The 26,217-nt window shown below is 73.2% G+C and carries 18 protein-coding genes and 1 pseudogene; 10 read left to right on the top strand and 9 right to left on the bottom strand.

The window, feature by feature from the left end; genetic code table 11:
- Positions 1-202: 202 nt before the first annotated feature.
- Positions 203-859 carry a hypothetical protein gene (locus FHS38_RS15910; protein ID WP_184734215.1) on the top strand — a complete coding sequence of 219 codons (657 nt, stop codon included), beginning with the start codon at positions 203-205 and terminating at the stop codon, positions 857-859.
- A gap of 50 nt (positions 860-909) precedes the next feature.
- On the opposite strand, the gene FHS38_RS15905 is transcribed toward FHS38_RS15910, so the two are convergent.
- The 6 genes from FHS38_RS15905 to FHS38_RS15880 form a co-directional block, all read right to left on the bottom strand.
- The gene (locus FHS38_RS15905; RefSeq protein WP_184734214.1) at positions 910-2,076 is read right to left on the bottom strand and encodes a carboxylate-amine ligase; all 1,167 of its coding nucleotides are present in this window, start codon (positions 2,074-2,076) and stop codon (positions 910-912) included.
- 363 nt (positions 2,077-2,439) lie between these two features.
- Positions 2,440-3,861 carry an MATE family efflux transporter gene (locus FHS38_RS15900; RefSeq protein WP_184734213.1) on the bottom strand — a complete coding sequence of 474 codons (1,422 nt, stop codon included), beginning with the start codon at positions 3,859-3,861 and terminating at the stop codon, positions 2,440-2,442.
- Positions 3,861-4,886 carry a cysteine synthase family protein gene (locus FHS38_RS15895; RefSeq protein ID WP_184734212.1) on the bottom strand — a complete coding sequence of 342 codons (1,026 nt, stop codon included), beginning with the start codon at positions 4,884-4,886 and terminating at the stop codon, positions 3,861-3,863. Before FHS38_RS15895 ends, FHS38_RS15900 begins: the two co-directional genes overlap by 1 nt.
- A gap of 36 nt (positions 4,887-4,922) precedes the next feature.
- Positions 4,923-6,317, bottom strand: coding sequence for a type III PLP-dependent enzyme domain-containing protein (locus tag FHS38_RS15890; RefSeq protein ID WP_184734211.1), 1,395 nt, complete (start codon positions 6,315-6,317; stop codon positions 4,923-4,925).
- Positions 6,308-7,351, bottom strand: a complete 1,044-nt coding sequence (locus FHS38_RS15885; RefSeq protein WP_184734210.1) for an ornithine cyclodeaminase family protein — start codon at positions 7,349-7,351, stop codon at positions 6,308-6,310. The genes FHS38_RS15890 and FHS38_RS15885 overlap by 10 nt, the downstream gene beginning before the upstream one ends.
- A gap of 37 nt (positions 7,352-7,388) precedes the next feature.
- On the bottom strand, positions 7,389-8,381 hold the full coding sequence (locus tag FHS38_RS15880) for a TauD/TfdA family dioxygenase (protein WP_184734209.1): 993 nt from the start codon (positions 8,379-8,381) through the stop codon (positions 7,389-7,391).
- A gap of 353 nt (positions 8,382-8,734) precedes the next feature.
- Between FHS38_RS15880 and FHS38_RS15875 the strand changes: the two genes are divergently transcribed.
- From FHS38_RS15875 to FHS38_RS15845, 7 genes are all read left to right on the top strand, one after another.
- Positions 8,735-10,291: an ABC transporter substrate-binding protein gene (locus FHS38_RS15875; protein WP_184734208.1), complete on the top strand. Its 1,557-nt coding sequence runs from the start codon at positions 8,735-8,737 to the stop codon at positions 10,289-10,291.
- Positions 10,288-11,298 carry an ABC transporter permease gene (locus FHS38_RS15870; protein WP_373301766.1) on the top strand — a complete coding sequence of 337 codons (1,011 nt, stop codon included), beginning with the start codon at positions 10,288-10,290 and terminating at the stop codon, positions 11,296-11,298. The genes FHS38_RS15875 and FHS38_RS15870 overlap by 4 nt, the downstream gene beginning before the upstream one ends.
- The gene (locus FHS38_RS15865; RefSeq protein ID WP_184734207.1) at positions 11,295-12,140 is read left to right on the top strand and encodes an ABC transporter permease; all 846 of its coding nucleotides are present in this window, start codon (positions 11,295-11,297) and stop codon (positions 12,138-12,140) included. Before FHS38_RS15870 ends, FHS38_RS15865 begins: the two co-directional genes overlap by 4 nt.
- Before the next feature lie 47 nt (positions 12,141-12,187).
- Positions 12,188-13,669 (top strand): ABC transporter ATP-binding protein, encoded by a 1,482-nt coding sequence (locus FHS38_RS15860; protein WP_184734206.1) that lies wholly within the window; start codon positions 12,188-12,190, stop codon positions 13,667-13,669.
- 190 nt (positions 13,670-13,859) lie between these two features.
- Positions 13,860-14,822: a hypothetical protein gene (locus tag FHS38_RS15855; RefSeq protein ID WP_184734205.1), complete on the top strand. Its 963-nt coding sequence runs from the start codon at positions 13,860-13,862 to the stop codon at positions 14,820-14,822.
- A 7-nt stretch (positions 14,823-14,829) separates the two neighbouring features.
- A complete protein-coding gene (locus FHS38_RS15850) occupies positions 14,830-15,519 on the top strand; it encodes a hypothetical protein (protein ID WP_184734204.1) in 690 nt (229 codons plus the stop codon).
- Positions 15,500-16,411 (top strand): inositol monophosphatase family protein, encoded by a 912-nt coding sequence (locus tag FHS38_RS15845; protein WP_184734203.1) that lies wholly within the window; start codon positions 15,500-15,502, stop codon positions 16,409-16,411. The genes FHS38_RS15850 and FHS38_RS15845 overlap by 20 nt, the downstream gene beginning before the upstream one ends.
- Before the next feature lie 22 nt (positions 16,412-16,433).
- On the opposite strand, the gene FHS38_RS15840 is transcribed toward FHS38_RS15845, so the two are convergent.
- Positions 16,434-17,636: an ArsB/NhaD family transporter gene (locus FHS38_RS15840; protein ID WP_184734202.1), complete on the bottom strand. Its 1,203-nt coding sequence runs from the start codon at positions 17,634-17,636 to the stop codon at positions 16,434-16,436.
- A gap of 59 nt (positions 17,637-17,695) precedes the next feature.
- Between FHS38_RS15840 and FHS38_RS15835 the strand changes: the two genes are divergently transcribed.
- Positions 17,696-23,698 carry a WD40 domain-containing protein gene (locus tag FHS38_RS15835; protein WP_184734201.1) on the top strand — a complete coding sequence of 2,001 codons (6,003 nt, stop codon included), beginning with the start codon at positions 17,696-17,698 and terminating at the stop codon, positions 23,696-23,698.
- 32 nt (positions 23,699-23,730) lie between these two features.
- Positions 23,731-24,105: pseudogene (locus tag FHS38_RS15830) on the top strand (SDR family oxidoreductase); the annotation flags it as partial.
- Between the two features lie 50 nt (positions 24,106-24,155).
- Here the strand turns inward: FHS38_RS15830 and FHS38_RS15825 are convergent.
- Together FHS38_RS15825 and FHS38_RS15820 are read right to left on the bottom strand one after the other, a co-directional pair.
- Positions 24,156-25,259, bottom strand: coding sequence for an SAM-dependent methyltransferase (locus tag FHS38_RS15825; protein ID WP_184734200.1), 1,104 nt, complete (start codon positions 25,257-25,259; stop codon positions 24,156-24,158).
- Positions 25,260-25,471: 212 nt separating this feature from the next.
- A complete protein-coding gene (locus FHS38_RS15820; RefSeq protein ID WP_184734199.1) occupies positions 25,472-26,035 on the bottom strand; it encodes a TIGR03086 family metal-binding protein in 564 nt (187 codons plus the stop codon).
- Between the last annotated feature and the right edge of the window lie 182 nt (positions 26,036-26,217).

The raw sequence follows: 26,217 nt of genomic DNA, 5'->3' as shown, positions 1-26,217 counted from the left end.
GTGAACCAGGAGGAAAGTGTGGCCAGTTGGGTCGGCTTGTCGGCCGTATCGGTGGTATCGGCCCTCTTCGTCCGTACCAAGTCGCCCTGTGTACCAGGTCCGTATGCCGCTGTGTAACAAGTCCGTATAAGCCATCGCGGGAGCCTCGCTCCACAGTATTACTGGTGCCTCACAGCGAGCGGTACGACCCGGAGGAAGCCCTATGGGTAGGCACAGGCAGCCCAACCGTGTGATGCGCGCACATGCCACGGCGATCAAAGCGGCCACCATGATGGGCGTGGCGGGGGCGCTGGCCTTCACCTTCCAGACGACGGGCGGCAACACCGCCGCCGAAGCGCGGTCCGATCCCCGTTTCGAGCCGATGCCCGACCCCGTCGACGGCACGGCCGAGCCCACCGCGGCCACGCACCGGGACAGGAGCGGGAAGCCGGCCGAGGCGAAGCCCGCCGGGCCGTCCGACGTCACCTTCTCCGCGGAACCGAAGGTCGGGCACACGGTGAGACAGCCGACGGCGGCCGCGACACCGCCGGTGCGCGCCGAAGAGCCGGGGCGGGCGGCCGGGGCGCCGGCGGGCCCTTCCCTGCCCGATGTGTCCTCCCTCCCGGCCGTCGCCACCGATGCCGCCACCGATGCCGCCACCGATGCCGTATCCGGCGTGGCATCCGGGGTGTCCGGGGCGGCCTCCGCACCCGAGCGGGCCGTGCCCCCGCCGCCGGCGCCCGCGCCCGGTGCGCCCGCCGCGCCGGCGGCACGGCCGGCGGGCGGCGAGTCCGCTCAGCGGCAGGCGCCGCTGAGCGGTGTGGTCGACGGGCTGCTCGGTGGTGTCACCGGTGTCACCGGCGGTCTGTTGGGCCGCTGAACAAGTGGCCGGACGGGCCGCCGCCCGGGGGGACGGGCGTCGCCCGGGCGTCAGCTCCGGTCGGCGGTCACGGTGAGCAGGTCCACGACGTCCCGCAGGTCGCCGCGTCGGCGGAACGCCTCCCGCTGCCGGTCGGCGCCGCCGCCGAGCACACGTCGGCGCTGCCACAGGTCCCGGACGAGGGACAGATCGCCCGCCGCCTCCAGGGCGGGCGCGGCGCGGCGCAGAAGCCGGTCGACGGGTTCGGCGGCCGGATGGCGGCCCCCGGTCGCCGGGTCCACGCCGCGCCCGGTCAGCCCGTCCCGGGCCGCCCGCCAGTGCGCCGCGCGCAGCAGGGAGTCGAGGACGCCGGGTGCCGGGACGCCGCGCCGTACGTCGGCCAGCAGCACCGCTGCCAGCGCGCGCGTCAGGCCGGCCAGCAGGATCACGGTGTCCACGTCGGCGTTGACGTCGGTCACCCGGATCTCCACGGTGGGGTAGTGCTCGGAGGGGCGGGCGTACCAATAGACCATCCTGCGGTCCACCAGCATGCCGGAGGTGACGAGGGAGTCCACGAGCGTGTCGTACGCCGTCGCGTCGGGGAGCAGGGGAGTGGGCCCGGCGCCCGGCCACTGGGCCCAGCGCATCGTCCGCCAGCTGGCGTATCCGCTGTCCCGGCCCGCGTGGAACGGCGAGTTGGCGGCGAGTGCCTGGAGCGCGGGCAGCCAGGGCCGGAGGTGGTTGGCGAGCTGAACGGCCTGTTCCCGGTCGGCGACCCCGACGTGGATGTGGCACCCGCAGACGCCGGTGCCCTGGTCCCCGTTGACCAGCGGACCGTACTCGGTGGCCATCCGTAGATAGCGGGTCTGGTCGGTGACCTCGATCGGGCCCTTGGGGGGAACGATCACGGTGCCCGACGCCACCGCCCGGCAGCCGTACTCGGCGGCGGCCGCCGCGACGCCCGCACGCAGCCGGTATAACTCCTTGTACAGGCCGTCGAGCGTGGTGACGGGGTGGGTGCGCGTCTCGATCATGGTCGGGAAGATCTCGGCGCCGATCTGGTCGCCGAGGACGCCCTGGGCGCCCTTGATGACCACCGGCGCGCAGCTGACCGCGGCTCGCGAGTGGCTGTCGACGAGGACGAACTCCTCCTCGACGCCCAGGGTGGGTATGTCGTCGGACGTCGAAAGCGGCGGATCACTCGAAGAGCCGATGTGCCGTATCGTCCCATCGCCCATCGCGCCAACTCCTCCTGCTGGTAGGTGTGATGATGGACTTGCCAGGGCCGGACCGTTTTGCTCTTTCCAGGGGGCGCCGTACCGTTCTTTCGGCTTCCCGGCGGCGGTCCACGCGCGTCGCCCTCGGCCGGCGGAGGAACGGAATCGTCGAGCTGTTCGCCCCTGCGGGCGAGGAGTCGGACCCGCCGACCGTCATCAGCACTCCCTCGGCGCCAGGGGGGAAACCCATGGTGATGGGCGCCGGTCAAGCCGTCAATACGGGTCGGACGCGGTCGGGACGGGGACGGAACCGGTACCAAACAGGCAAAGCCCCGATCCGGGCGGCCGGGGCCGCGCCGGTATCGGGGCCGGTGCCGAGCACGCCTAACCTGCGGCGACGGGCTCCTGGGCGAGGCTGCGGGCGCGCAGCCCGATGCCGTAGCGGCGCAGCAGCAGGACCGCCGTGGTGGCGAGGCCGACGAGCAGACCGAGCCAGATGCCGAGGGTGTCGAGTCCCGCCGCGTACCCCAGCAGCCAGGCGGCGGGCAGACCGACGAGCCAGTAGCCGATGAGGGTGATGCGGAAGCCGCTCTTGGTGTCGTCGAGGCCACGCAGCAGACCGACGCCGATGTTCTGGGCGCAGTCGAAGAACTGGAGGAAGGCGATGACGAAGAGCAGTTGGGTGGCGATCGTGACGGCCTTGTCGTCGCCCGCGGCGTCGGCGTCGAGGAACGGGCGCAGCACCAGGTCGGGCAGCGTGGCGTAGACGACGGCGACGACGGCCATGACGGCGGCGGCACAGGCGAGGGCGGTGTTCTTGATGCGCCGGGCGGCGTCGGGACGGCCGAGGGCGAGCTCGCGGCTGACGTTGATGGACGCGGCGTGGGAGAGCCCGACGGCGACCTGGAAGACGATGTAGACGAGCTGGTTCACGGCGGTGTGGGCGGCGAGGGCGGCACTGCCGAAGGAACCGGCCATCAGGGCGGTGACCGAGAAGAAACCGGCCTCCGAACCGTAGGTCGCGGCGATGGGTATGCCCAGCCGGACGAGTTCGCGCACGGTCGCGCGGTCGGCCTTCAGGACGTTGAGGCTGAGCAGCGGGGCGAGGACGGTGTCCCTCTTCGCCGAGAGGTACAGGGCGAGGAAGGAGAGGAGGTAGACGGTAGAGGTGGCCACGCCGATGCCGGGCAGGCCCAGTTCGGGCAGCCCCCAGGTGCCGTGGATCAGCAGCCAGTTGAGGCCGGCGTTGACGGCGACCGAGGCGATGGTGATCTGCAGCAGCGCCTGCGGGCGGCGCATGCCGACGGTGAACTGCCGGATCGCCTGGAACCACAGACACGGCAGCAGCCCGGGGGCCAGCGCCAACAGCACCGTCTGGGCGCGGTCGGCGACCGCGGCGTCCTGGCCGAGCCACGTGAGGGCCTGCCCGATGAGGACCATGAGGACGGCCCCGACCAGTCCGGCGAGCGTGGCCACCGCCATGCTCGCGCGGACGATCCTGACGACCTCCTCGTCCCCCGCCACCGCGTCGGTGTCCTTCGCTTCGGCCCGCTCGGCACGGGCCGCGGCGGCCGCGATCCGGTTGCCCACCGAGGTCACGAGGCCCACGCCCATGGTGCGCAGCTGGTTGAAGACGACGATGGCCAGCCCGCCGGCCGCCAGGGCCTGGGTGCCGAGCAGGCCCATCATCACCGTGTCGGTGGTCGTCAGCGCGACCTGGGCGAGTTGGGTGAGGACGAGGGGGACGGCGAGGGTGGCCAGCGCGCGGCTGTCGCGGAGGAGGGTGAGCGGCTGCATGGAGGGCATCAGTTCCTGCGGAGCTTGGTCAGCGTTTCGTCGATCTCGCGCTCCACGGCGGGGTCGATCAGATTCCGGGCGTTCATCCAGTCGTCGTTGAAGACGGTGTCCATGTACTTCTCGCCGCCGTCGTTGACCAGCGCGACCATGGTGCTGCCCGGCGGCAGCGACGGCAGGCGGGTCAGCGCCTCGTGCACGACGCCGCCGGCGGAGCCGCCGATGAGCAGGCCGGTACGGGCGACGACGCGGGCGGTCGCGAACGCCTCGACGTCCCCGACCTTCACGCCCTCGTCGATCAGGCCGAAGTCGACCAGCGCACCGATCTCGGCACCCTCGGGGGTGCCGGTGCCGGACTGGTAGTAGTCGTGGGCGGGGCCGCCGAAGGCGATGGAACCCTTGGGCTCCACACCGATCGTCCGCACGCCGGGGACGAGCTTGCGCAGCTCCCGGGTGGTGCCGCACAGGGCGCCGCCGGTGCCGACCGCACCGATGAGGACGTCGATGCCGCCGTCGAGGGCCTGGTGGAGTTCGTGGGCCACGGGGAAGTAGCCGACGCCGTTGCTGGGGTTGTTGTGCTGCTCGGTGAAGATGGTGTTGTCCTGGCCGCGGGCCATGTCCTCCGCGAGCTCCTCGCGGGCGGCGGTGGCGAGCTCCTCGGCGCCGTCGTCGACGACATAGACGAGTTCGGTGCCCAGTGCCTTCATCCCGCGCAGCTTATCCACGCAGGCGTGGTTGTCGACGACGGCGGTGAAGGTGTAGCCGCGCTCGGCGGCGATGACGGCGAGACCCAGGCCGGTGTTGCCGGAGGTGGACTCGATGATGCGGCCGCCGGGGCGCAGTTCGCCGCGGGCCTCGGCGTCGAGCACCATCTGACGGGCCATGCGGATCTTGGCGGTGCCGGTCGGGTTGTACATCTCCAGTTTGAGGAGCAGCCGGCTGCCGTTCTCGGTGCGGCACAGCTCGAACAGCGGGGTGTATCCGATGAGGTCGGATATGCGGGAGACCACGGCGGGGCGCGTCAGTGCCTCGTTCATGGGGAGAGCTCCTGTGGCAGGCGGGGCGGAGGGATGTCAGCAGGCGGGGCGGCGGTCCAGGCGCCAGCGCGGCCGCCCGCCGGTGTCGTCGAGGACGACCTTGGGCGGCAGCGGCAGATCGTGGAACGGCGACTCGTTGGAGTCCATCTGGTACCCGGCGGTGTTGGGGTAGACCAGCAGGTCACCGACCGAGGGACGGGTGGGGAAGGGGATTTTGCGCCAGGTGAGCAGATCCGACTCCAGACAGCTCGCACCCCCCACGGCCGCGGGGAAGGCCCCGGTGCCGGCCGGGTCGGGCCGTGCCCGCCCGTCCGGGGTCACCAGCACCGGGTCCGGGAGGTACTCGCTGTTGAACCACTGTTCGGAGAGGCTGAGGCTCGTCCCGTCGACGGTGAGGATCCCGTACCCGTCGCGGTCCTTGACCCCCTGGACGCGGAAGACGGAGGCACCGGCCCGGTCCAGCAGTGCCCGCCCGGGCTCCATCAGCACGAGGGTGCCGGTCTCGCGGAGTCTGCTCGCCAGGCTGTCGTGGCCGCCCTCGGGGACGGCGGACAGGACGGCCCGCAGGGCGTCCGCCCCGGCGACCGGCGAGTGGTACGGGTAGAAGTCGGGGGCCGAGAAGGCCTTGCGGGCGTGGTAGTGCTCGGGCCGCTGCGCCGCCAGGAAGGCGTGCCAGTCGTCGGCCGCCGCGTAGTCGACGGCGAATCCGCCGCCGATGCTGATCCGGTCGGCCTGGAGCCCCATGACGCGGGCCTTGAGGCAGAGGTCGACGAGCTGCCCGGCGAGGTCGGCGCGCGGCTGCGTGGCGTAGCCGGACAGATGGAAGCTGAACCCCTCCATCCGGACGGCGTCGCCCGCCCGTACACACCTCTCCAGCGCCTGGGCCAGCTCGGCCTCGTCCATACCGAAGCGGCTGTGGGGCTGCGCCGGGGGGAGCCGGCGCAACAGCAGCCGGGCGGGGCGGACCGCGCCGGTGCGCGCCAGCGCGATGAGCCGGTCCAACTCGTCGAGGCAGTCGACGGCGGTCAGGGCGCCCTGGAGGACGGCGATCCGCAGCAGTTCCTCGTTCTTGGCCGGGCCGGTCACCACGACGTTCTCGCCGCGCACTCCGTGGCCGAGGACCTCGCGGAGTTCGCCGAGGCTCGCGACGTCCACTCCGGTGCCGGTGGCCGCGCAGCGTTCGATCCACGCGGCGGCCTTGTTGGCCTTCTTCGCGTAGTACACGCGCCCGTCCACCCCGGCCTCGTCCAGCGCCGTCCGGAAGGCGGCGAGGTTGTCGTCGAAGCGGTGCGGGAGCAGGAAGTGGAAGGGGCCGCCGAAGGCGTGGGCCAGCTCGTGCAGCAGACCGCTGTCGAGGACCGCGTCCGTCTGGAGGTCGGGGTGCGCGGGCAGCGTGGGCACGAGGGGGAGGGGTATGCCGGTCACCGCCACAGCGGCACCCGCGTTCCCAGGCCCAGCTCGATGGCGAGCTGCGCGAAGCGGTGGCCGAGGGCGATGTCGGTGACGACCAGGCCGCTGTTGTAGGCGAAGATCCGCTGTTCCGGTGCGGTGCGGCCGGCCGCGGCGCCCGCGAGGACCGGGGGGAACTCGGTGTCCACGGCGGGGAAGTTGCCGTCGGCGTCCGCCATGTCGGTGCCCGTGACCTTCATCTGGGCCTCGCTGGTGGCCACGACGCGGTCGGCGCGGAGCAGGGTCGAGGGGGCCAGCCCGTGGCCGACGAGGATCGACAGCGCGCCGGGCTTCAGGTCGTCGGCCTCGATCGCCGCGGGGGTGTGGGCGCCCGCCGTGGCCACGATGACGTCGGCGTCCGACGCGGCGGCCCGCGCGTCGGTGACGATCTCGACGTCCCGGTCGGGGAAGTGGGCGCGCAGCTGCGTCCGGACCGCCTCGATTCCTTGGGGGTGGGTGCCGAAGAGCATCAGCCGGTCCAGGCCGGGCAGCGTGGTGAGCAGGAACGGCAGGGCCAGCCGCCCTTGCGTGCCGGTGCCGATCACCAGGGCGCTGCGTGCCCCGGGGGCGGCGCACTCGCGGGCCAGCAGGGCGGAGACGGCCGGGGTGCGCAGGGAGCCGATGCGGCCGCAGTCCATCATCGCCACGGGCAGGCCGGTGACGTCGTCGTAGAGCGTGAGCGAGGTGTAGTAGTGCTGCTCCTCGCGCCCCTTGTGCAGGCCGTGCTTGTACGAGGTCTTGATGGCGACGACGTCGCGGGAGCCGTCGCGGCCGAGCATCGCGTACGAGACGGAGTGACCGTCGGAGGGCTTGACGGTGAGCTTGCGCGGATTGTCCGACCGGCCGGCGGCCAGGGTGCGGTAGGCGCCCTCCACCGTGTCGACGACGTCGGTGAGGCTGATGTCGATGCCCGCGAGGTCGCTGGTGGACAGCAGGCGCAGGGTCGTGTCGTCGGCGGGTGTGCCGGCCGTGTCGGATATGCAGGGGTCGCCGGTGGCGGCGGTGATGTCGGTCATGTCTCGCTCCTCGTCTGCTGGTCGTCGGGAAGGGGGGTCAGGCGGCGTGGGCCTCGACGGCCGCCTGGCCGTAGCCGTGCTCGGCGGCCTCGGCCGGGGGACGGGTGTCGCGGCCGAGGACCCGTACGGAAGCGCGCTTGAGCCAGCGGTCGGTGCCGTCGTAGCGGGCCTTGAAGGGAACCCTGCCGTGCACGACGAGGTCGTTGTCGACGACGAGGACCTCGCCGGGGGCCAGGCTCACCGCGACCGAGACGCGGGCGAGTTCGGCCTCCAGGCGCCGGTAGGCGGCGCGGTGCCCGGGCGTGGCCCGCTCCAGCGGGGTGTAGGCGGGGTCGAAGCGCAGGGTGAGGCCGTCCGCGGAGCGCCACAGGGTGGGGACGTCCGGCGGGAGTCCCTCGAAGCCGCGCGCCTCGGTGTAGGCGTCGTCGGGGAGGATCGGCAGCGCGGGGCGGGCGAGGGTGTCGAGGTCGGCGTCGTCCAGGCGTACCTTGCGGATGCTCGCGGCGGTGGTGGCGATGTGGTCGTGGTTGCGCATGCAACCGAGCATCAGCAGATGGGCGCGGCCGGGGTGGAAGGCGTCCTCGGTGTGCGGGCTGAGGAGGACGTCGCTGCTGGCGCCGGTCTGCTCCTGCTCGTGACCGGGGGCGGGGACGATGTTGTGGACGAACCGTCCGTTCTGCTGACCCTGCCAGGCGATGGGGTCGCCCATGACCGTGGCGAGCAGCAGCATCACGATGTCGTGGACGGCTCCGCTGTCCCCGGCGGTGGCCCAGCCCGCGGGCGTCGGGCCGATGCCGGTGTCGTCGACGGCCAGGCCGCGCAGCACGAACAGGCCGTCGTCGGTGTCGACGGGCCGCAGTTGGTGCCGGATCGGCTCGCTCAGGTCCGCGGCCGATCCGGCGACGCGGGCGAGGAGTTCGGGGGAGGTGGCGGAGGTGCCGAATTCGGTGAGGATCTTCGCGGCGGCCCGGTGGAGTTCGGCGGCCGAGGCGGCATCGAGCAGGCGGACGGGTGCGGCTCCCGTGCTCATGGCGAATTCATCCGTTTCGTGGGGTAGGGGCGGAGGTTCCGTTTCCGGGTGCGGCGCAGGAGGTGCCGTAGGGCAGGGCGGAGCACGCTCGACGCCCTGCGAGGGGGGTGCGGCTGTGGCGGAAACGCGGCAGTCGACGTCAGCGGTTGCCGAGGAAGCTACCATCGAATTTAGGTAAGGCAAACCTTACCCAGAGGTAGTCCGCTTCGCCCGATTTTCAGTAATTGGCGGGGGAAAAACGAGAGTTGACGGCGATTCAGTTTTCGTTTCATTGCTCACGCACAGTTGCGATCAGGGCTCGTTTTAGGGTAGCCAAACCTAAGTAAGAACAACTGCAGTGGAACGAGGACCACGTGAATTGGACAAGGCGCCAGGCGCTGTGGGCCGGCGGGGGCGTGGGTGCGGCCGCGCTGCTCGCCGCCTGCGGGGGCGGCAAGGACGACACGGCCTCCTCATCGGCGGACTCCGCCGGTGGCACACCCCGGAAGGGCGGCACGCTCCGCATCGGCGCGCTCGGCCGCGGCTCCGCAACCACCCGCGACCCGCACGGAGTTCAGGGCAACGAGAGCGACTACCTGATCATCGCCCTGGTCTACGACACCCTCACCGCGCCGGGCCTCAAGGACAACACCGTCGGCCGCCTCGCCTCCGGCTGGAAGTCCTCCGACGACCTCAAGACCTGGCGCTTCACGATCGCCAAGGGCGCCACCTTCCACGACGGTTCGCCGGTCACCGCCGACGACGTGGTGTGGTCGCTGCGCAGACTCCGCAACACCCCCGCGGGCGCGGGCCGGCTGCCGGGCATCAAGGCGGAGAACATCACCGCCGACGGCAAGGACACCGTCGTCCTCGTCTCCGACGACGCCAACGCCGATCTGCCCCTGCTCACCCGCCTGTCGACGTTCGTCCTCAAGAAGGACACCTCCGACAAGGAGATCGCCAAGGCCCCCGGCACCGGTCCCTTCAAGCTCGACTGGTTCCGCGGCGGCAACGCCCGTCTGCTGCGCAACGACAAGTGGCACGGCGGACCGGTCCACCTCGACGCCATCGAGGTGACCATGTTCGAAAGCCCCCAGGCCATGGCCAACGCGCTGCTGGGCGGCCAGATCGACGTCGCCTCCAACGTGGGCGCCGTCGCGGCCCGTACCGCCGCCTCGCGCAAGGACATCCAGGTCACCCGCCGCCCCAACGACATGGCCATGCCCATCGTCATGCGGACCGCCGAGGGCCCCTTCGCCGACCCCAAGGTTCGCGAGGCCATGAAGCTCGTCGTCGACCGCGAGGCCATGGTCAAGCAGGTCCTCTCCGGCTACGGCACCGTGGCCAACGACATCCTCGGCACCGGCGACCCCGCCTACGCCAAGGACGTCCCCCAGCGCCGACGCGACCTCGACAAGGTCAAGAAGCTCCTGGAAGAAGCCGACTTCGACTTCTCCAAGACCTACGAGCTCGTCACCACCGAGGACATCGCGGGGCTCGCCGAGTCCGCGACCCTGTTCGCCACCCAGGCCCGCGAGGCCGGCATCAAGATCAAGGTCGTCAAGCAGGAGTCCGGCGCCTTCTACGAGAAGACCTGGCTCAAGGGCGACTTCTACACCAACTACTGGGGCACCAACGACTCCGTGGTCTTCTTCGCCTCGAAGACCATGGTGACCGGCGCCGGGCAGAACGAGGCCGGCTGGTCGGAGAAGCAGTTCGACGACACCTACCGCAAGGTCATCGGCACCGCCGACAAGAAGGCCCGCGCCACGTCCCTGCGCGAGCTCCAGCAGATCGAGCACGAGAAGTCCGGCTATCTGCTGTGGGGCATGGCCGACGGCATCGACCTGGCCGCCGCCAAGGTGCGCAACCTGCCCAAGCTGCCCGGCTACGGCCGGGTCCAGCTCGAGAACGTCTGGCTGTCGCGTTGAGCGAGGCGGAGATAGCACGGGCCGAGGCCGCCACCGACAGGGTGGCGGCCTCGGCCCCGCGCCGTGCCGTGTCGCTGGCCGCCCGTGCCGGTGTCGTGCTCGCCAAGCGGGCCGCGCTGCTGTGCGCCCTGCTCGCCGTCGTGTTCGCCGCGATCGAACTGCTCCCCGGCGACGCGGCCTCCGCCGCCGCGGACCGGGGCGAGAGCGCCGCGGACACCGCCGCCCGCCGCCATCTGCTCGGCCTGGACCGGCCGTTGTGGGAGCGGTTCGGTGACTGGATGACGGCGCTGCCCACCGGCGACCTGGGCACCTCCGCAGGCGGGGAGCGCGTCACCGACCTGCTGTCCGCCCCCCTGCCCAACACCCTCCTCCTCGGCGGCGCCGCCTTCGCCCTGACCCTCGTCTCGGCCCTCGCCCTGGGCTGCTGGGCGGCCGCCCGGCCCGGCGGACCGGTCGACCGCGTCATCGGCTTCGCCTCCACCGTCACCCTGGCTCTGCCCGAATTCGTCGTCTCCGTGGGCCTGTTGCTGCTCCTGTCGCTGTGGACCGGCTGGCTTCCCGCCGCCACCATGACCACCGCGGACGGCTCACCCGCCTCCTGGACCATGCTGATCATGCCGGTCCTGGCCCTCGCCGTCCCGCAGATCGGCTGGAACGCCCGTATCGTCCGCGGCGCCCTGGCCGACCAGGCCGCGGCACCGCACGTGATCGCCGCCCACCTCGACGGACTGGCCCCCCGCCGCGTGCTGCTCCGCCACGCCCTGCCCGGCGCCTGGCCCGCCGTCGCCACCGGCGCCGCCACCTCCACCGGCATGCTGCTGGGCGGCGCGGTCGTGGTGGAGACCCTCTTCAACTACCCCGGACTCGGCACCGTCCTGGCCGGATCCGTCGCCGACCGCGACACCCCCGTCATCGCCGGGGTCGTCGCCTGCACCGGAGCCGTCATCAGCCTCGTCCTGCTGGGTGCGGACCTCGTCCGCGCCCGCACCCTGGGAGCCCGCCCATGAGCGCCGACGCCCTCGCCACGCCCCGGCCCCGCCGCCCCCGGGCCCGCATCCTCGTGCGGGTGGCGCCCGGCCTCCTGCTGACCCTGCTCGCCCTCGCCGGACCGCTGCTCGCGCCGCACCCCCTCGACAAACCCGTCACCGCCCCCTACGCCGAACCCGGCGGCCCGGCGGCCCTCGGCGGCGACCAGCTCGGCCGCGACGTGCTGAGCCGGATGCTGCACGGCGGCAGCGAACTCATCGGCAGCGCCCTGGTCGTGGCCCTCCTCGTCACCACCCTCGCCACCGTGCTGGGCTGTTTCGCGGTCCTGCGGCCCACCCTCGGCAGGCTCGTCGAGCGCGGCGCCGACCTCGCCATCCTGCTGCCACCGGTGCTGGGCATGATGCTGCTCGCACTGGCCTGGCCCGGCGGCGGACGCCTCGCCGTGATCGTCGCCGCCGTCGCCCTGGGCGTCCCCTACGCGGTGCGCGTCGTCGCGAGCGCCGCCGCCCCCGTCGCCGCCTGCGGCTTCATCGAGGCGGCCACCGCGAGCGGGGAACGGCTGTGGCACCTGGCCCTGCGGGAGATCCTGCCCAATCTGCGCGCCACCGTCCTGGCCCTGTTCGGGCTGCGCTTCGTGGCCGCCGTCTACGTCATCGCCATGGCCGGATTCCTCCAGCTGGGGCCCCAACCACCGGAAGCCGACTGGGCCCTGATGATCCGCGAGAACGCCGCCGGCGCCCTGCTCAACCCCTGGGTCGTCCTCGCGCCCGGCGCCGCCATCGGCCTGCTGGCCGTCAGCGTCAACCTCGCCGCCGACGCCCTCGCGCCCACCGCGGGACGTCACGCGGTGACCGCCCGATGACCCCGGCCGACCCCACGCCCCGTACCGCGGAGGAGCCCCGCCCGGCCATGACCGACAACCCGACCGCGGTACGGGTCACCGACCTGTCCGTCCACCTGCCCGACGGCCCCGAACTGCTCGCACGCACCACCCTCACCCTGCGCCGCGGCCGCGTGAGCGCCCTCACCGGCCCCTCGGGCTCCGGCAAGACCACCCTGCTGCGCGCCGTCATCGGCGACCTCCCCGGCGGCGCCCGGATCGCCTCCGGCACGGTCGACGTGCTCGGCCACGACGTCTTCGCCCTCCCCGCGGACCGGCTGCGCGACCTCCGCCGCCACAAGGTGGCCTACGTCGGCCAGGATCCCGGCTCCGCCCTCAACCCCCGGATGCGCGTGGCGCGACTCGTCGCCGAGACCGCCGTCGACCCCTCCCCCCGGGCGGTCCTGGGCCTGCTGGCCGAGTGCCGTCTGCCCACCGGCACCGGGCTGGCCGACCGCCGCCCGGGCGCCCTCTCCGGCGGTCAGCAGCGCAGAGTCGCCCTCGCCCGGGCGCTCGCCCGCGAGCCCGAGGTCCTCCTCCTCGACGAGCCCACGGCGGGGCTCGACACCGCCCTGCGCGACGAGATCGCCGACCTGCTGTGCCGCCTCGCCGCCACCCGGAACCTCGCCGTCGTCCTCGCCTGCCACGACCCCGAACTCGTCGAACGCTGCGCCGACGACGTGATCGACCTCGGTACGGCCCGCGCTCCGGCGGCACGTACCGCCGTTCCCGTCCCCGCGCCACGGCGGTCCGGCACGGAGCGCCCCGCCGCCGACGCGACCGCCGCCCCGGGCCCGGGCCTGGCCGCCCACGGGATCGAGGTGGGCTTCACCCAGGGCGGGCGGGCCCACCGTGCCCTGGCCGGGGTCGACTTCGCGGCGGCGCCCGGTGCCGCCACGGGGATCGTCGGCCCCTCCGGCTCCGGCAAGACGACCCTGCTACGGGTGCTGGCCGGACTGCAACGACCCGCCGCCGGAACCCTCACGCTCGACGGGCGGCCCCTTCCGGCGACCGCCCGCGCTCGCGCTCGCGACCGACAGCGCCGCATCCAACTGGTCCCGCAGAACCCACTCGGCGCCCTCAACCCCACCCGCACCATAGGAGCCACCCTCGCCCGGCCCCTCCGCCTCCATCGGACCACGCCGAAGCCGGACATCCCCGGACGCGTCACCGAACTCCTCCACGACGTCGGCCTGCCCGCCGACTTCGCCGGGCGCTACCCCCACGAGCTCTCCGGCGGACAGCGTCAACGCGCCTCCATCGCCCGGGCCCTGGCCCCCGAGCCCGACGTCCTCCTGTGCGACGAGGTCACCTCCGCCCTCGATCCGGACACCGCCACCGCCATCATGGAGCTGCTCACCCGGCTCAGGACCGAACGCGGGCTGACGCTCGTCCTCGTCAGCCACGAACTCCACCTCGTCGCCGCCTACACCGACACCGTCCACCTCCTCGAGGCGGGGCGCGTCGAGGCCACCGGCCCCACCGGGAAACTGCTGTCGGCGGTCCGGTGAAGACAGCAGGAGCGGGGATGTGCGCCGACGGAGTGCAGGTGAGACCGAAGGGGAGGCGACCGTGTCATCGCCTCGCGCCGGATGCCGGCGCGAGGCGATGGCGCGGAACGCACCCGCGAGAAGCGGAAACCTGGTCGCCGGGCTCCGTCCCCTCCTACCATGACCGGTATCCGGGGGAGAGGGTGGGGCAGTGGCGCGCAGAACCACGGATCCGGGGGGCCGGGTCGAGAAGGCCGTCTCCTGGACCATCAAGAACCTCGACGGCGTCGTCGCCACCGGCGCCGCCCTCATCATCGGCCTGCTGGACATCTTCGACCAGAACGTCGACGACAACGTCACCTCGGGCGCGACCTTGTTGGTCCTGGCCGCGCTCGTCTTCGGGACACTGACCGAGCGGCGACGGCGGATCGCGGACATCCGCGAGGCGACCACCGGCACCCGGCACGCGCTCGAAGACCTCACCATGGTGCGGTCGTTGTCCGGAGCCGAGCTCGAACGGGCCCTGGAGCAGGCGCGCCAGAACACGGACCACTGGATCTTCAAGGGTGGCACCGGTACGTATCTGCGCGCCGTGACCCTCCCGGTCTGTGTCCGGGAAGCGCAGCGCCAGCGGCGCTCCCTCGCCATGAAGATCGACATCGTCAACCCGGCCGACGACCAGGCGTGCGCGGCGTACGCCCGCTTCCGGCAGACCTTCGCCCACCGGCTGGACGTCGTACCGCCCGACGCCTGGAGCGCCGACCGGACCCGCAAGGAGTCCTTCGCCACCGTGCTCGCCGCCTGCTGGTACCGGCAGCGGCTGGACACCCTGGAGATCGGCGTCCATCTGTCCTCCGTCGTGCCCACCCTGCGTTTCGACCTGTCCGCTTCCTGCCTGATCATCACTCAGGACGACCCCCGCCGGGTCAATCTGCTGGTCGAGCGGAACCGGCCGCTCTACGACTACTACGTCACCGAACTCCACCAGAGCCGGGAGCAGGCGGTCACCCTCGACCTGATCCGCACCGAGCCCCTCGGCGAGGAACCGACGGTCGACGAGGTGTACCGGCTCTTCGACGGGCTCGGGCTGCCCCTTCCCGCCGCGTTCACCGACCGGGACGTCAGCGACATCATCGACAAGGCGCTGCACCCGGAGAATCCGTACCGGAGGTGAGCTTCGAGTGCGCAAACCCGTGGACTACCGGCTGTTCGAACGGGCCGTGGACAGAAGCGAGGCGGTGGCGGGGCTGTTCGAAGCGGCCACCTCGGCCCTCGACGAGATCGCCTCCGGACGGCGCGAGCTGCACGCCGTCCGCCACCCGCTCGGATTTCTGTGCCTGCCCGTGGAGCGCGACGGCGACCGCGGCGTCTGTCTGCACGTCTTCGGCGCCGGCATCCCCCGCGAGGCCGGTCCGGAAGCGGCACCTGCCACCCCGCCCGTCCACTCGCACAGCTGGGAGTTGACCAGCTGTGTGCTGTACGGGAGCGTGGGCAATCTGCGGGTGCGGGTGCGCGAGCGCCCGGAAGTACCCACCCACCGGGTCTTCGAGGTGCGCAGTGATCCCGCCGGGGTGGACGACATCAGGCCGACTTCGCGCCTGGTGAGCTGCGAGCCCGGCCTCGAACAGACCGTCGTCGGAGGGGAGATCTATACCCTCCCGGCGGGTGAGTTCCACACGTCCGTCATACCGAGCGGCAGCTCCGCCGCCACACTGTTGCTCGGCCGTTCACGACCCGGGCGCTTCGACCTCTCCCTCGGGCCGGTGCACGGCCGGGGCCACCGGATGGTACGACAGACATGCGACGCCGCTCAGACGGCCCGGACAGCCCGCACCGTCCTCAGGAGGATCGATGCGCCTCACCCCCGATAGCGCAGACGGCCGGGCCGCGGCCCATGACCCGGACGCCCCCGACGGGGAGTTCGCGGGGCACTTCGCGGCCGAGCGGCGACTGGCCGTCGCCGCCGCGCGGGAAGCGGGCGCGCTGCTGCGCTCGCGCTTCCAGGACGACTACGGCATCCGGGCCAAGGGCGACCACGGCGACGTGGTCACCGAACTCGATCTGCTGGCCGAGCGCCTGGTCGTCGGGCGGATCCGGGACGGCTTCCCGCACGACCGGATCCTCGCCGAGGAGGCGGGCACGCTGGACGGCGACACCACCGGAGAGGCCCCGCTCCGCACCTGGCTGGTGGACCCGCTCGACGGCAGCAACAACGTCGTCATCGGGCTGCCCGCCTACGTCGTCGGCATCGCCCTGTGCGTCGACGACGCGCCCGTGGTCGGCGTGGTGCACGATCCCGTCACCGACCGGACCTGGACCGCCCTGACCGGCCGCGGCGCCTACGGGCCGCACGGGAGGATGCGCTGCCCCGCCAGGCCGCTGTCGCCCGCCGGGCCGTTGCTCGCCTGGACCCAGGGGCACGGCGTGGCGCGCGACGACCGGGCCGCGCACGGTCTGAAGGAAGTGCTGGAGGCCCGCTCCCGGCGGTTGCTCCAGCTCTGGGCGCCGCTGCTGACGTGGTCCATGCTGGCCCGCGGCGACATCGACGGCTTCGTCGGCTACCGCGCGGAGGCCATCGACCTGCCCGCCGGCGCGCTGCTGGCCGCCGAGGCGGGGCTGGAGATCCGGACCCTGGACGGGCGGCCCTTCCACCCCGGTGTGACGGGGCCGGACACCGACCGCAGCTTCGTCGCGGGCCGGCCCGGTGACCTCCCGTACCTCCTGGACCTGGTCGGGCGGAGCACGGCCGACGGCGCGCGCTGAGCGGCTGCCCGGGCGCCTTGGCTCATCGCGTCGCCGCGAGCGCCGCCACGGACGCGAGGACGGCGCCGGTCGCCAGCACCGCACCGGTACCGAGGAACACCTTCAGAGAGACCTTGACCCCCTGGGCATGGCAGCGCTCAAACCACAGCAGTGTGGCCAGTGAGGCCCAAGGGGTCACCACCGGGCCCACGTTGGTGCCGATGAGCAGGGCCAGCAGCTGGTCGTGGTTGTCCACCGGAACCGCCGACTCCGCGGCCAGGTACACCGGCAGGTTGTTCAGCACGTTGGACATCCCGCCGCCGACCGCCCCCGCCCGGAACATCCCCAGCAGCCCGCCGTCCGTCCCCATCGCCGCCGACAGCGCGTCGTGCAGGCCGTTGACGTTGACCGTCTCCACCACCAGGAACAGCCCCGGCACCAGGACCAGCAGCCGCCACGGGATCAAGGACGGCCGCAGCGCGGACCGCTGCCGCACCACGAAGGCCGCGGCCGCCACCAGCGCCGCCGCCGCCGACGCCATCCACAGCGGGATGTCGGCGAGCAGTATGGCCAGCAGGAAACCCGCACAGGCCAGCCCGCAGACCCGGAAGAGCACCCGGTCGGCGGGCCGGTGAGCCGCCGGTGGCACGTAGCCGTCCGAGCCGCGTCTGCCGCGCCGCCAGAAGAACAGCCACAGACAGCCCATCGTCACCGCGACGGAGACCAGTTGGGGCGCCCACATCCTCGCGGCCAGGCCCGCCGGGGACAGCGCCACCCGGTCGGCGGCCAGCAGATTCGTCAGATTGGACACCGGCAGCAGCAGACTCGCCGTATTGGCCAGCCAGACCGTGGTCATCGCGAGCGGCACGGCCGCGATCCCCACCCGTGAGGCCAGTGCCAGCATGACCGGCGTCAGCAGCACCGCCGTCGTGTCCAGATTGAGGGTGATCGTGGTGAGGGAGGCGAACACCACGCACAGGACGAACAGCGCCGGATAGCTCCCGCGCCCGGCGCGCGCCACCGCGGACGCCACGACGTCGAACACCTGGGCCCGGCTCGTGAGTTCGGCGAGCACGATGACCGTGCCGAGGAACGCCAGCAGCGGGGCGATGCGGACCATCGCGTCCCCGGCCGGCTCCGTCGGCAGCAGTCCCGTGGCAAGGCAGAGGAGACCGCAGGCCAGCACCCCCCCGGCCACCCAGTCCAATGCGTGCAGACGATGTATGGCGCGCACGGACAAGAGCATCGCACACACTTCGCACGAAAGCGGTGACCGCGAGTGACCTGACGCATAAGATGGGGTCCATGGTCCTACGCCAGGAACTCGCGGGACAGCAGCGGCCGTTGGACTTCTTCATCAGTTACTCGCCGGCCGACGAGCGCTGGGCGGCCTGGATAGCGTGGACCCTGGAGGAAGCCGGGTACCGCACCGTCATCCAGGCGTGGGACTTCGTGCCGGGGACGAACTTCGTCGACTTCATGGACCGCGGCGTCAGCGAGTCCGTCGCCGTCATCGCCATCCTCTCCCGCAACTACGAGCGCTCCCGCTACGGCCGGATGGAGTGGCAGGCCGCGCTGCGCGCCGACCCCGACGCCCCCGAGCGCAGACTGATCACCGTCCGCGTCGAGGACATCCCGGTCGAGGGCCTGCTCGCCACGATCACCTATGTCGACCTGGTCGCCGTCCACGACACCGCCGCCGCACGCGACCTGCTGCTCACCCGCGTCGGCCAGGCGCTGGACGGGCGGGCCCGGCCCGCCGAGCACCCCGGCTTTCCCGGCGGCCCGACCGCCGCCGGTGTCCCCGGCGCCATCGCGAGCATCCCGCGACCGCTCTCCGACCGGCAGCTCGGCAGTCCCGGCTGGGCGGGCCGCCGGCGCCCCGCGAGCCCGCCCGGCTACCCGCAGGCCGACGAGGAGAACCACGCCAGGGAAGCCGTCTCCGTGCTCCACCTGGCCGGTCCCGGCTTCGGCCGCGGCGCGGACCCCGCCGAACTCCAGGCCGCCGTCTGGGGCGACCTCGTCGAACTCACCGACGCCGGCGCCCCCGCCCCCGACCTCCTCGTCGTCACCGGCGACCTCACCGCCTCCGGCAGCCCGCGCGAATGCGACCAGGCGCTGACCTTCCTGACCGGACTGCGCTCCCGGCTCGGCCTCGCCGCCGACCGGCTCGTGGTCGTACCCGGCGGGCAGGACGTCAGCCAGGCCGCCTGCCGCGCCTATTTCAGCACCTGCGAAGCCGACGAGATGCAGCCCCGGCCGCCCTACTGGCCCAAGTGGCGCCACTACGCACGGCTGTTCCAGGAGCTCTACCAAGGCCTCGACGCCGTCTTCGACAGCGACCAGCCCTGGACCCTGTTCCCCGTCCCCGCCCTGCGTACCGTCGTCGCCGGGATCAACTCCTCGATGGCCTACAGCCACCGGCCCGACGACCAGTACGGCTGGCTCGGCCCGGAACAGGCGGCCTGGTTCGCCCAGGCCCTGCGCCCCTACGAACAGGAGGGCTGGCTGCGCCTCGGCGCCCTGCGCCACCCGCCGGGCGCCCTCCGGCCGCTCGACGGCGCCGCCCCGGTCCAGGCCCGCGAGAGCGGCCTCGGCCCCCGCCGGGGCCACGAAGGCGGCCCCGGTGTCGGCGGCCGCCGCCCCGGCACCGCGCCCCTGCGCGACAGCGACGTGCTCGCCCGGCTCACCGGCCCCCGGCTGCATCTGCTGCTGCACGGCCCCGCCGGCGACCCACGGGCCGCCGACGCCTCGCCCACCGCCGCCGCGCTGCCCCTCGCCTCCGGAGAGCTGCCCGTCCTCGGTGCCGCCGCCCCCGCCCGGCACCAACTCCTCCGCGTCACCCGCGACGGCCTCACCCGCTGGCCGGAGCGCCCCGGCCGGGAACCGTGGGAGTACGCGTCCGAGTGGCGCGGCGCCCGGCGTGCCTTCGGTCCGCCCCAGCCACCACCCGCCCCCGGCACCGAATCACCCGCGAACACCGGGGCCGTCCCCGGCGACCCCGGCCCACCGGTCGACGAGGACGGCGCCCGGGAGGCCGTTGCCGGGGCGGAGGCCCGGACCGTCGAGGGCCCGCTCGACGCCCTCATCGCACGCGTCGCCGACGTCTGCCGCATCCGGCACGAGGGCGTCCAACTGCGCCGCATCCCCGGCGACGTGCCCGGGCTGCTGGCCACCTGGACCGAGTCCGGCTTCGTCCGCCAGCAGCGGGTGGCCGTCCACGTCGGCACCCCCCAAACGGAGGACGTCGACCGCTTCATCGACCACATCTACGCCTCCGACACCGAGCCCGACGCCGAACTCGTCCACGACGGTCCACCACCGCCGCGCGAACTGCGCGAGCGCGCCCGCCGCCGGGGCGTCCTCATCCGCAGCTTCACCGAATTCCAGGGGCTGCTCGACCTGCGCGGCTATGTGGCCGCCCAGACCGAACGGCTGAGCACCGACCTCCAGTACCAGCCGGGCCTCTACCTCCCCCAGCGCTACCGCGAGATCGAACGCCTCGGCGGCGCGGAGCGCGACGGGCTCGTGGAGGACCTCCTGCGGCTGCTCGAAGCCGACCACGGCCGTTTCGTGTTACTCCTCGGCGACTTCGGGCACGGCAAGACCTTCGGCCTGCGCGAGCTGGCCCGCCGCCTCCCCGAGGAACTGCCCCACCTGGTCCCCCTGCTGATCCAGCTGAGCGCCCTCGACAAGGCCCACACCCTCGACGGGCTCGTCGCCGCACACCTGGCGAGCCACGGCGTCGACACCATCGACCTGCGCGCCTTCCGCTACATGCTCCGGCAGGGCCGCATCGTCCTGCTCTTCGACGGGTTCGACGAACTGGTCAACCAGGTCAGCTACGACCGGGCCGCCGACCACCTCCAGGTGCTGCTCGACGCCGCGGTGGACAGCGCCAAGATCGTGGTCAGCAGCCGCACCCAGCACTTCAGGTCCCAGGCCCAGGTGCTCACCGCGCTCGGCGAGCGCGTCGGGCTGCTCCCGCAGCGCCGCGTCCTCGCCCTGCAGGAATTCTCCCCGCAGCAGATCCGCACCTATCTCGTGAACCGCTACGGGGACGAGCACGCCGCCGACCGCCGGGTCCGGCTGCTGGAAGGCATCCCCGACCTGTTCTCCCTCTGCCGCAACCCCCGCCTGCTCAGCTTCGTCGCCGACCTCGACCACGAACGGCTGCGCGCGGTCGCGGGCGCGGGCCGCGCCCTCAGCCCCGCCGGGCTGTACGAAGAGGTGTTCACGTCCTGGCTCCAGTTCGAGGAGCGGCGCGGCCAAGGAAGCCCCGGCAGCCTCCCGGGCCTCAGCCTGCGCCAGCTCTGGCGGGCGGTGACGACCCTCGCCCTGCGTCTGTGGGAGAGCGGCGAGGGCGCCCTCCGCCTGGACGAGCTGACCGATGTGGCGGAGGTGCTGAGCGGGCTGGCGGACAGCAGGCTGTCGGTCAGCCAGGCCGCGCACGCCGTCGGATCCGGCAGTCTCCTGGTGCGCACCGACGAAGGCCTGTTCCAGTTCATCCACGGCTCCGTGGTCGAGTGGCTGGTCGCCCGCGAGGCCGCGACCCGGCTCGGCCACGGCGACCGGAGCGAGGTCGGTCTGCTCGCCCGCCGCCCGCTGAGCCAGCTGGCCGTCGAGTTCCTCTGCGACCTCGCCGACCACCGGGCCTGCCAGCAATGGGCGGAGCGGACGCTGGCCGACGGCACCGCCCCGGACGCGAGGGACCGCGCCTGCGAGGACGACGAGACCGCCAGGGCCAACGCCGTCAAGATCCTCAGCAGGCTCCGGGTGCCCGCGCACACCGATCTGCGCGGCGCCCTCCTCGCCGGCGAGGACCTCTCCTACCGCGACTTCTCCGGCGTCGACCTCACCCGCGCCGACCTCACCGACGCCAGCCTCGTCGGGGCCGACCTCTCCGGGGCCGTCCTGCGCGACACCCGCCTCACCGGCGCCCGGCTCGACGACGCCCATCTCACCGGCACGGATCTGCGCGGCGCCGACGTCCGCGGCGCCCGGCTGATCGGGACCGATCTGCGCGGCGCCCGGCTCGACGGCAGCCGCTGGCACCAGGCGGCTCTGATCAACGCCGAGTTCGACCCCGCCGCCCCGGCCACCCCCGAGCTGAGCACGGCCGCCATCGCGCCCGGCCTGTCCGCCGGCACGGGGTTCCGGCCCGCCGCGGTCGGCGTCCCGTACGGCTTCGACATGCGCACCAGCCGACTGCCCGAGCCCGTCTCCTACAGCCCCGGCGGCGAACTCCTCGCCCTCGGCAGCGAGGACGGCGGCGTCCTGGTGTGCGACGCCGCCACCGGCACCGCCCTGCGCACACTGCAAGGGCACATGGGCCGGGTCTACGCCGTGAAGTTCCGCGGCCGGGTGCTCGCCACCGGCGGCGCGGACGGCGTCGTCCGGCTGTGGGACCCCATCACCGGAACGTGCCGCCACCGGCTGGACGTCCACCCCGACGGGGTGTGGCCGGTCTCCCTCGACCCTTCCGGAGACCGCCTCGCCACCGGTGACGCCGAAGGCACCGTCACCCTCTGGGACGCGGCCGACGGGACGGTGACCCACCGGCTGCCCGGCCACCGGGCGCCCGTCTACACCGCGGTGTTCAGCCCGGACGGCCATCAGCTGGTCACCGGCGACGCGGCCGCGTCCGTCCGGCTGTGGGACACCCGCTCCGGCCGCCTCCTCGGCGAGCTCGAGGGCCACCGCGGGGCCGCCTACCGCGCGCGGTTCAGCCCTGACGGCACACTGGTGGCCACCGGCGACATGGGCGACGACGACCACGGCACGGTGCGGATCTGGGACGCCCGGAGCCTGCGGCTGCGCCATGAACTGACGGGCCACACGGGCCGCGTCTACACCCTGGACTTCCACCCGGGCGGTGGCCTGCTGGCCAGCGGCGACACCGAGGGGCGGGTCCGGCTGTGGGACCCGGTGGCAGGCACCCCCGCCGGGGCACCGCTGGAGGTCGCCGGGGCCGTGTACCAAGTGGTGTTCGACCCCGAGGGCACGGTGCTGGCGGCGGGCGGCAGCGATGGCGCGGTCCGTCTGTGGCGGGTCGCCCAGCGGCCCGAGGGCTGGTCGGTCGTGCCGCTGCGCCAGCGGCCCCCGGACCACCAAGGATCCGTCTGGGCCTGCCGGTTCCGCCCCGGCGACGGGATCGGCGCCCAGGAGTCCGGCCCCCTGCTGGTGACGGTCGGCAACGACGGCGTGGTGCGGCTGTGGGACACCTCGACCGGCCAGGGGCGGCGGATCCTCCGCGGCCACGGGCGCAAGGTCACCAGTCTGGCCTTCAGCGCCGACGGCAGCCACCTGGCGGCGTGCGGCAACGACGGCCTGGTCCGGCTCTGGGACCCCGCGACCGGCCGGCGCGTGCGCGAGCTGGTCGGCCACAACGACCGTCTGGTCTCCGCGGTGTTCAACCCGGCGGGGCCCGTCCTGGCGACGTCGAGCAGCGACGGCGACGTCTATCTGTGGAACGCCGCCACGGGCGGGTACCAGCGCGAGATCGACGCCGAGACCGACCATGTGTGGGCGGAGGGGTTCAGCGCCGACGGCGAGATACTCGCCACCGCGAACGACGACGACACCGTCCGGCTGTGGTACCGCAGCACCGGCGCCCGCGTGGCGACGTTCGCCCAGCACCGGGGGCGGGTGCGGTCGATCGCGTTCCGGGCGGACGGCTCCCTGCTGGCCACGGGCTGCGACGACCGGTTCGTCCGGCTGTGGGACCTCTCGAAGCACCGTCTGACCGCCGAGCTCGACGGCCACACCGACCGGGTCTACGCGGTGGTCTTCGGGCCCGGCGGCGACTGGCTGGCGAGCGCGTCGTGGGACGGGCAGGTCATCGTCTGGCGGGACGGCAGGCCCCGGCACCGGCTGGCCGGTCACTCGGGCAGGGTGTGGACCGCCGCGGCCCACCCGAGCCGCCCGCTGCTGGCCACGGCCGGCGACGACCGGGTCGTCCGGCTGTGGAACCCCCTCTACGGCTTCGAGACCGGCCGTCTCACCGGGCACACGGGCCGGATCCTCGCCGTCGCCTTCAGCCCCGACGGTTCGTTGCTGGCCAGCGGCGGCGAGGACGGCACCGTACGGCTGTGGAGCGTGCCCGCCGAGGGCGAACCGACACCGCGCGCCACGCTGATCGGCGTGCCGGGCGGCTGGGCGGCGCTGGCACCCTCGGGCGGCTACAAGTACGACGGCGACATAGCCGGTGAGTTCTGGCACGTCGTGGGGATGTGCCGGTTCGAGCCCGGCGAGCTCGACGACCATCTGCCGGGCGTCCGACGACTGGCGGCGGACGACCCGATCTGATCGATGAGCGAGGCGCGTCCTGGGCGCGCGCCATCGGCACGGCGTTGGCGGTCTTCCGGACCCAGGGCGCGGGGCACTTCATCACCGTCGCCTCCACGGCCGCATTGCGCATCGTGCCGACCGTGGCGGTGTACGCCGGTACGAAGGTCGCGGTCCGCGCCATCTGCGAAGGCTTGCGCCAGGAGGCCGGTGATTCCCTGCGGGTGACCACCGTCTCGCCCGGCGCAGTAGGCACTCCCTTCGCCGAGGCATCAACGAATCCGCAGGTCCGAGCACGGAACACGGAGATGCGGGACCGGATCGCGATCCCGCCGGAGGCGATCGCCCGAGCCATCGCGTTCGCCATCGAGCAACCTGCGACCGTCGGCATGAACGAGATCGTCATCCGGCCCACCGCCCAGAACTGATCGCGATCGAGTTCGAGGCGCATGTCCCACCCGGACCGTGAATCACGAGCTCAGCGGCGCAGGAGATACAGCCGCCAGAACATGTGCTCGATCGGGAGGATCTCGATGTCGTCGTAGCCGGCCCGCTGGGCGTACTCGCGGAATATGGGCGTCCGCATGACCGTGCCGGTGGCGGCGGACGGCTGCTCGGCCATGCCCGTGGGCAGGCAGTACAGCACGCTCACCCCGTAGAAGAACCGCTGGATCTCGTCAGCCGGTGCCTCGAACGTGTCCGGCACCCGCTCGTCGGCGATCAGCGCCACGCCGCCCTCCGCCGTGATCCGCCGGATGGTGCGGAGCACGTCGACCAGGCGGGCCATGTCATGGATCGCCTCGAAGACGGTGACCAGGTCGTAGCAGCCGGCGATGTCCGGATCGGCGGCGTCGCGCGCCCGGAAGTGGACCCGGTCCGAGACGCCCTCCGCCCTGGCGTTGGCGTGGGCGTCGTGGATGGCGGCGGCATCGAGGTCGTAGCCGTCGACGGTGGCCTTGGGGTAGGCCTTGGCCATCACGATGGTCGACCAGCCGGCGCCGCAGGCGATGTCGGCGATGCGCGCCGGTGGATCGGCGAGCAGCCGGGCGTGCACCTCGGGGACGGCGGGCAGCCATGCGTCGGCCAGCAGATGGAGGAACTGGGGCCGGTTGCCCGCGGCGATCATCTCGCGGACGTCGCTGCCGTACACGGCGGCCGGCACGCCGCCGCCGGTGCGGAAGGCATCCATCAGCAGACCGGTGCGCGGCTGCATCATCCCGCCGATCAGCCATCCGAGGAAGCCGAGGTAGTTGAGGCTGTCCCCGTCGAGCAGCACCTCGGCGTGCTCCGGCGGCAGCGTGTAGCGCCGCTCTCCGTCGGGCCGGGCCGGGTCGTCGACGTCCAGGATCCCCGCGGTGGCCTCCTGCTCCAGCCATTCCCGGGCGTACCGTTCGTGGATGCCGGCGGCGTCCGCGAGCCCGGGTGTGGTCAGCGGGCCGTGATCGGCCAGCGCCCGGTACAGGCCGAGCTTGTCTCCGAGGTATACGCAGACCAGCTCGAGTGTGCCGGTCCCCGCGTCGAACAGGCGCCCGACGAAGGCGTCCCGCCGATCGGTGTCGATCGGCGCCGATTGGATGGTCATGTCCTGTCACACTCCCGCCGCACGGGCCGCGCCCGTCGGCCGGCGCCGCGCGCCGGAGGGGCGCGACAGGGGCTCTCTCCATGGTCTGCCCGTCGCGGACGGGTGTCCACCGGCCGCCGGACCGGAGGGCGGGCGCGCCCGGCGTCACGGCCGCCGATGCCTTACGGCCGCCGATGCCTTACGGCCGCCGATGCCTTACGGCCGCCGATGCTTTACGGCCGCCGGCCCAGGAGGGCGACGAGGCGGTCCTGGACGGGGGAGTCCTCCGGCACCGTCACGGGCGGGTCGAAGATCCCCGCCCCCTGCCAGCTCTTCACCTGGGGGCCCACGATCTCGTACACGGCCCGGGCGAGCTCCTCGTCGAGGCGGTCGTCGCCGCCGATGCCGCGCGCCAGGTCCCAGGCGTGCACCGTGAGGTCGCCGACCATCTGCCACGCGTAGTCGCTCGCGGCGCCGATTCCGCCACTGGTGTGCACCTCGCCGTCCAGCGCGCCGGGCTCGTGGAAGGCCTCCCGCGACGCCGTGGCGGCCCGGTCCCAGGCGCGCCGGGGGTGGTCCCCGAGCACGTCACCGTCGAAGCGGTCCCCGACCTCGGCCAGGGTGGCTCCGCGCAGCAGCCACGGCGCCCAGAGGTGTTCGGCGGTCAGGTGGTTGACCAGGTCACGCACCGACCACTCGGTGCACGGTGTGTCCGCCGGCCACTGCCCCTTGTCCACCTCGTGCACCCGGCGGTCGAATTCCCCCATCGCCCTGTCGTACGCGTCGAGAAGTCGCATGTCTTCCAGTAGAACACCGGGGGGTGCGCGCCACCCGGGCGTCGGGGCCCGTCGGGGGGGGGGGGGGGGGGGGGGGCCGCCCCGCGGGGGGCGCGCGGGGGGGGGGGGGGGGGGGCGCCCGCGCCGGGGGGGGGGGGGGGCGGGCCGGGGGCCCCGCGGGCGCGGGGGGGGGGCGGCCGCGC

Source organism: Streptomyces netropsis, assembly GCF_014203545.1.
In the GTDB taxonomy this organism is placed as follows: domain Bacteria; phylum Actinomycetota; class Actinomycetes; order Streptomycetales; family Streptomycetaceae; genus Streptomyces; species Streptomyces netropsis.
Note: the sequence above shows the minus strand (reverse complement) of the source record. Positions and strands in the feature narration are given on the sequence as shown.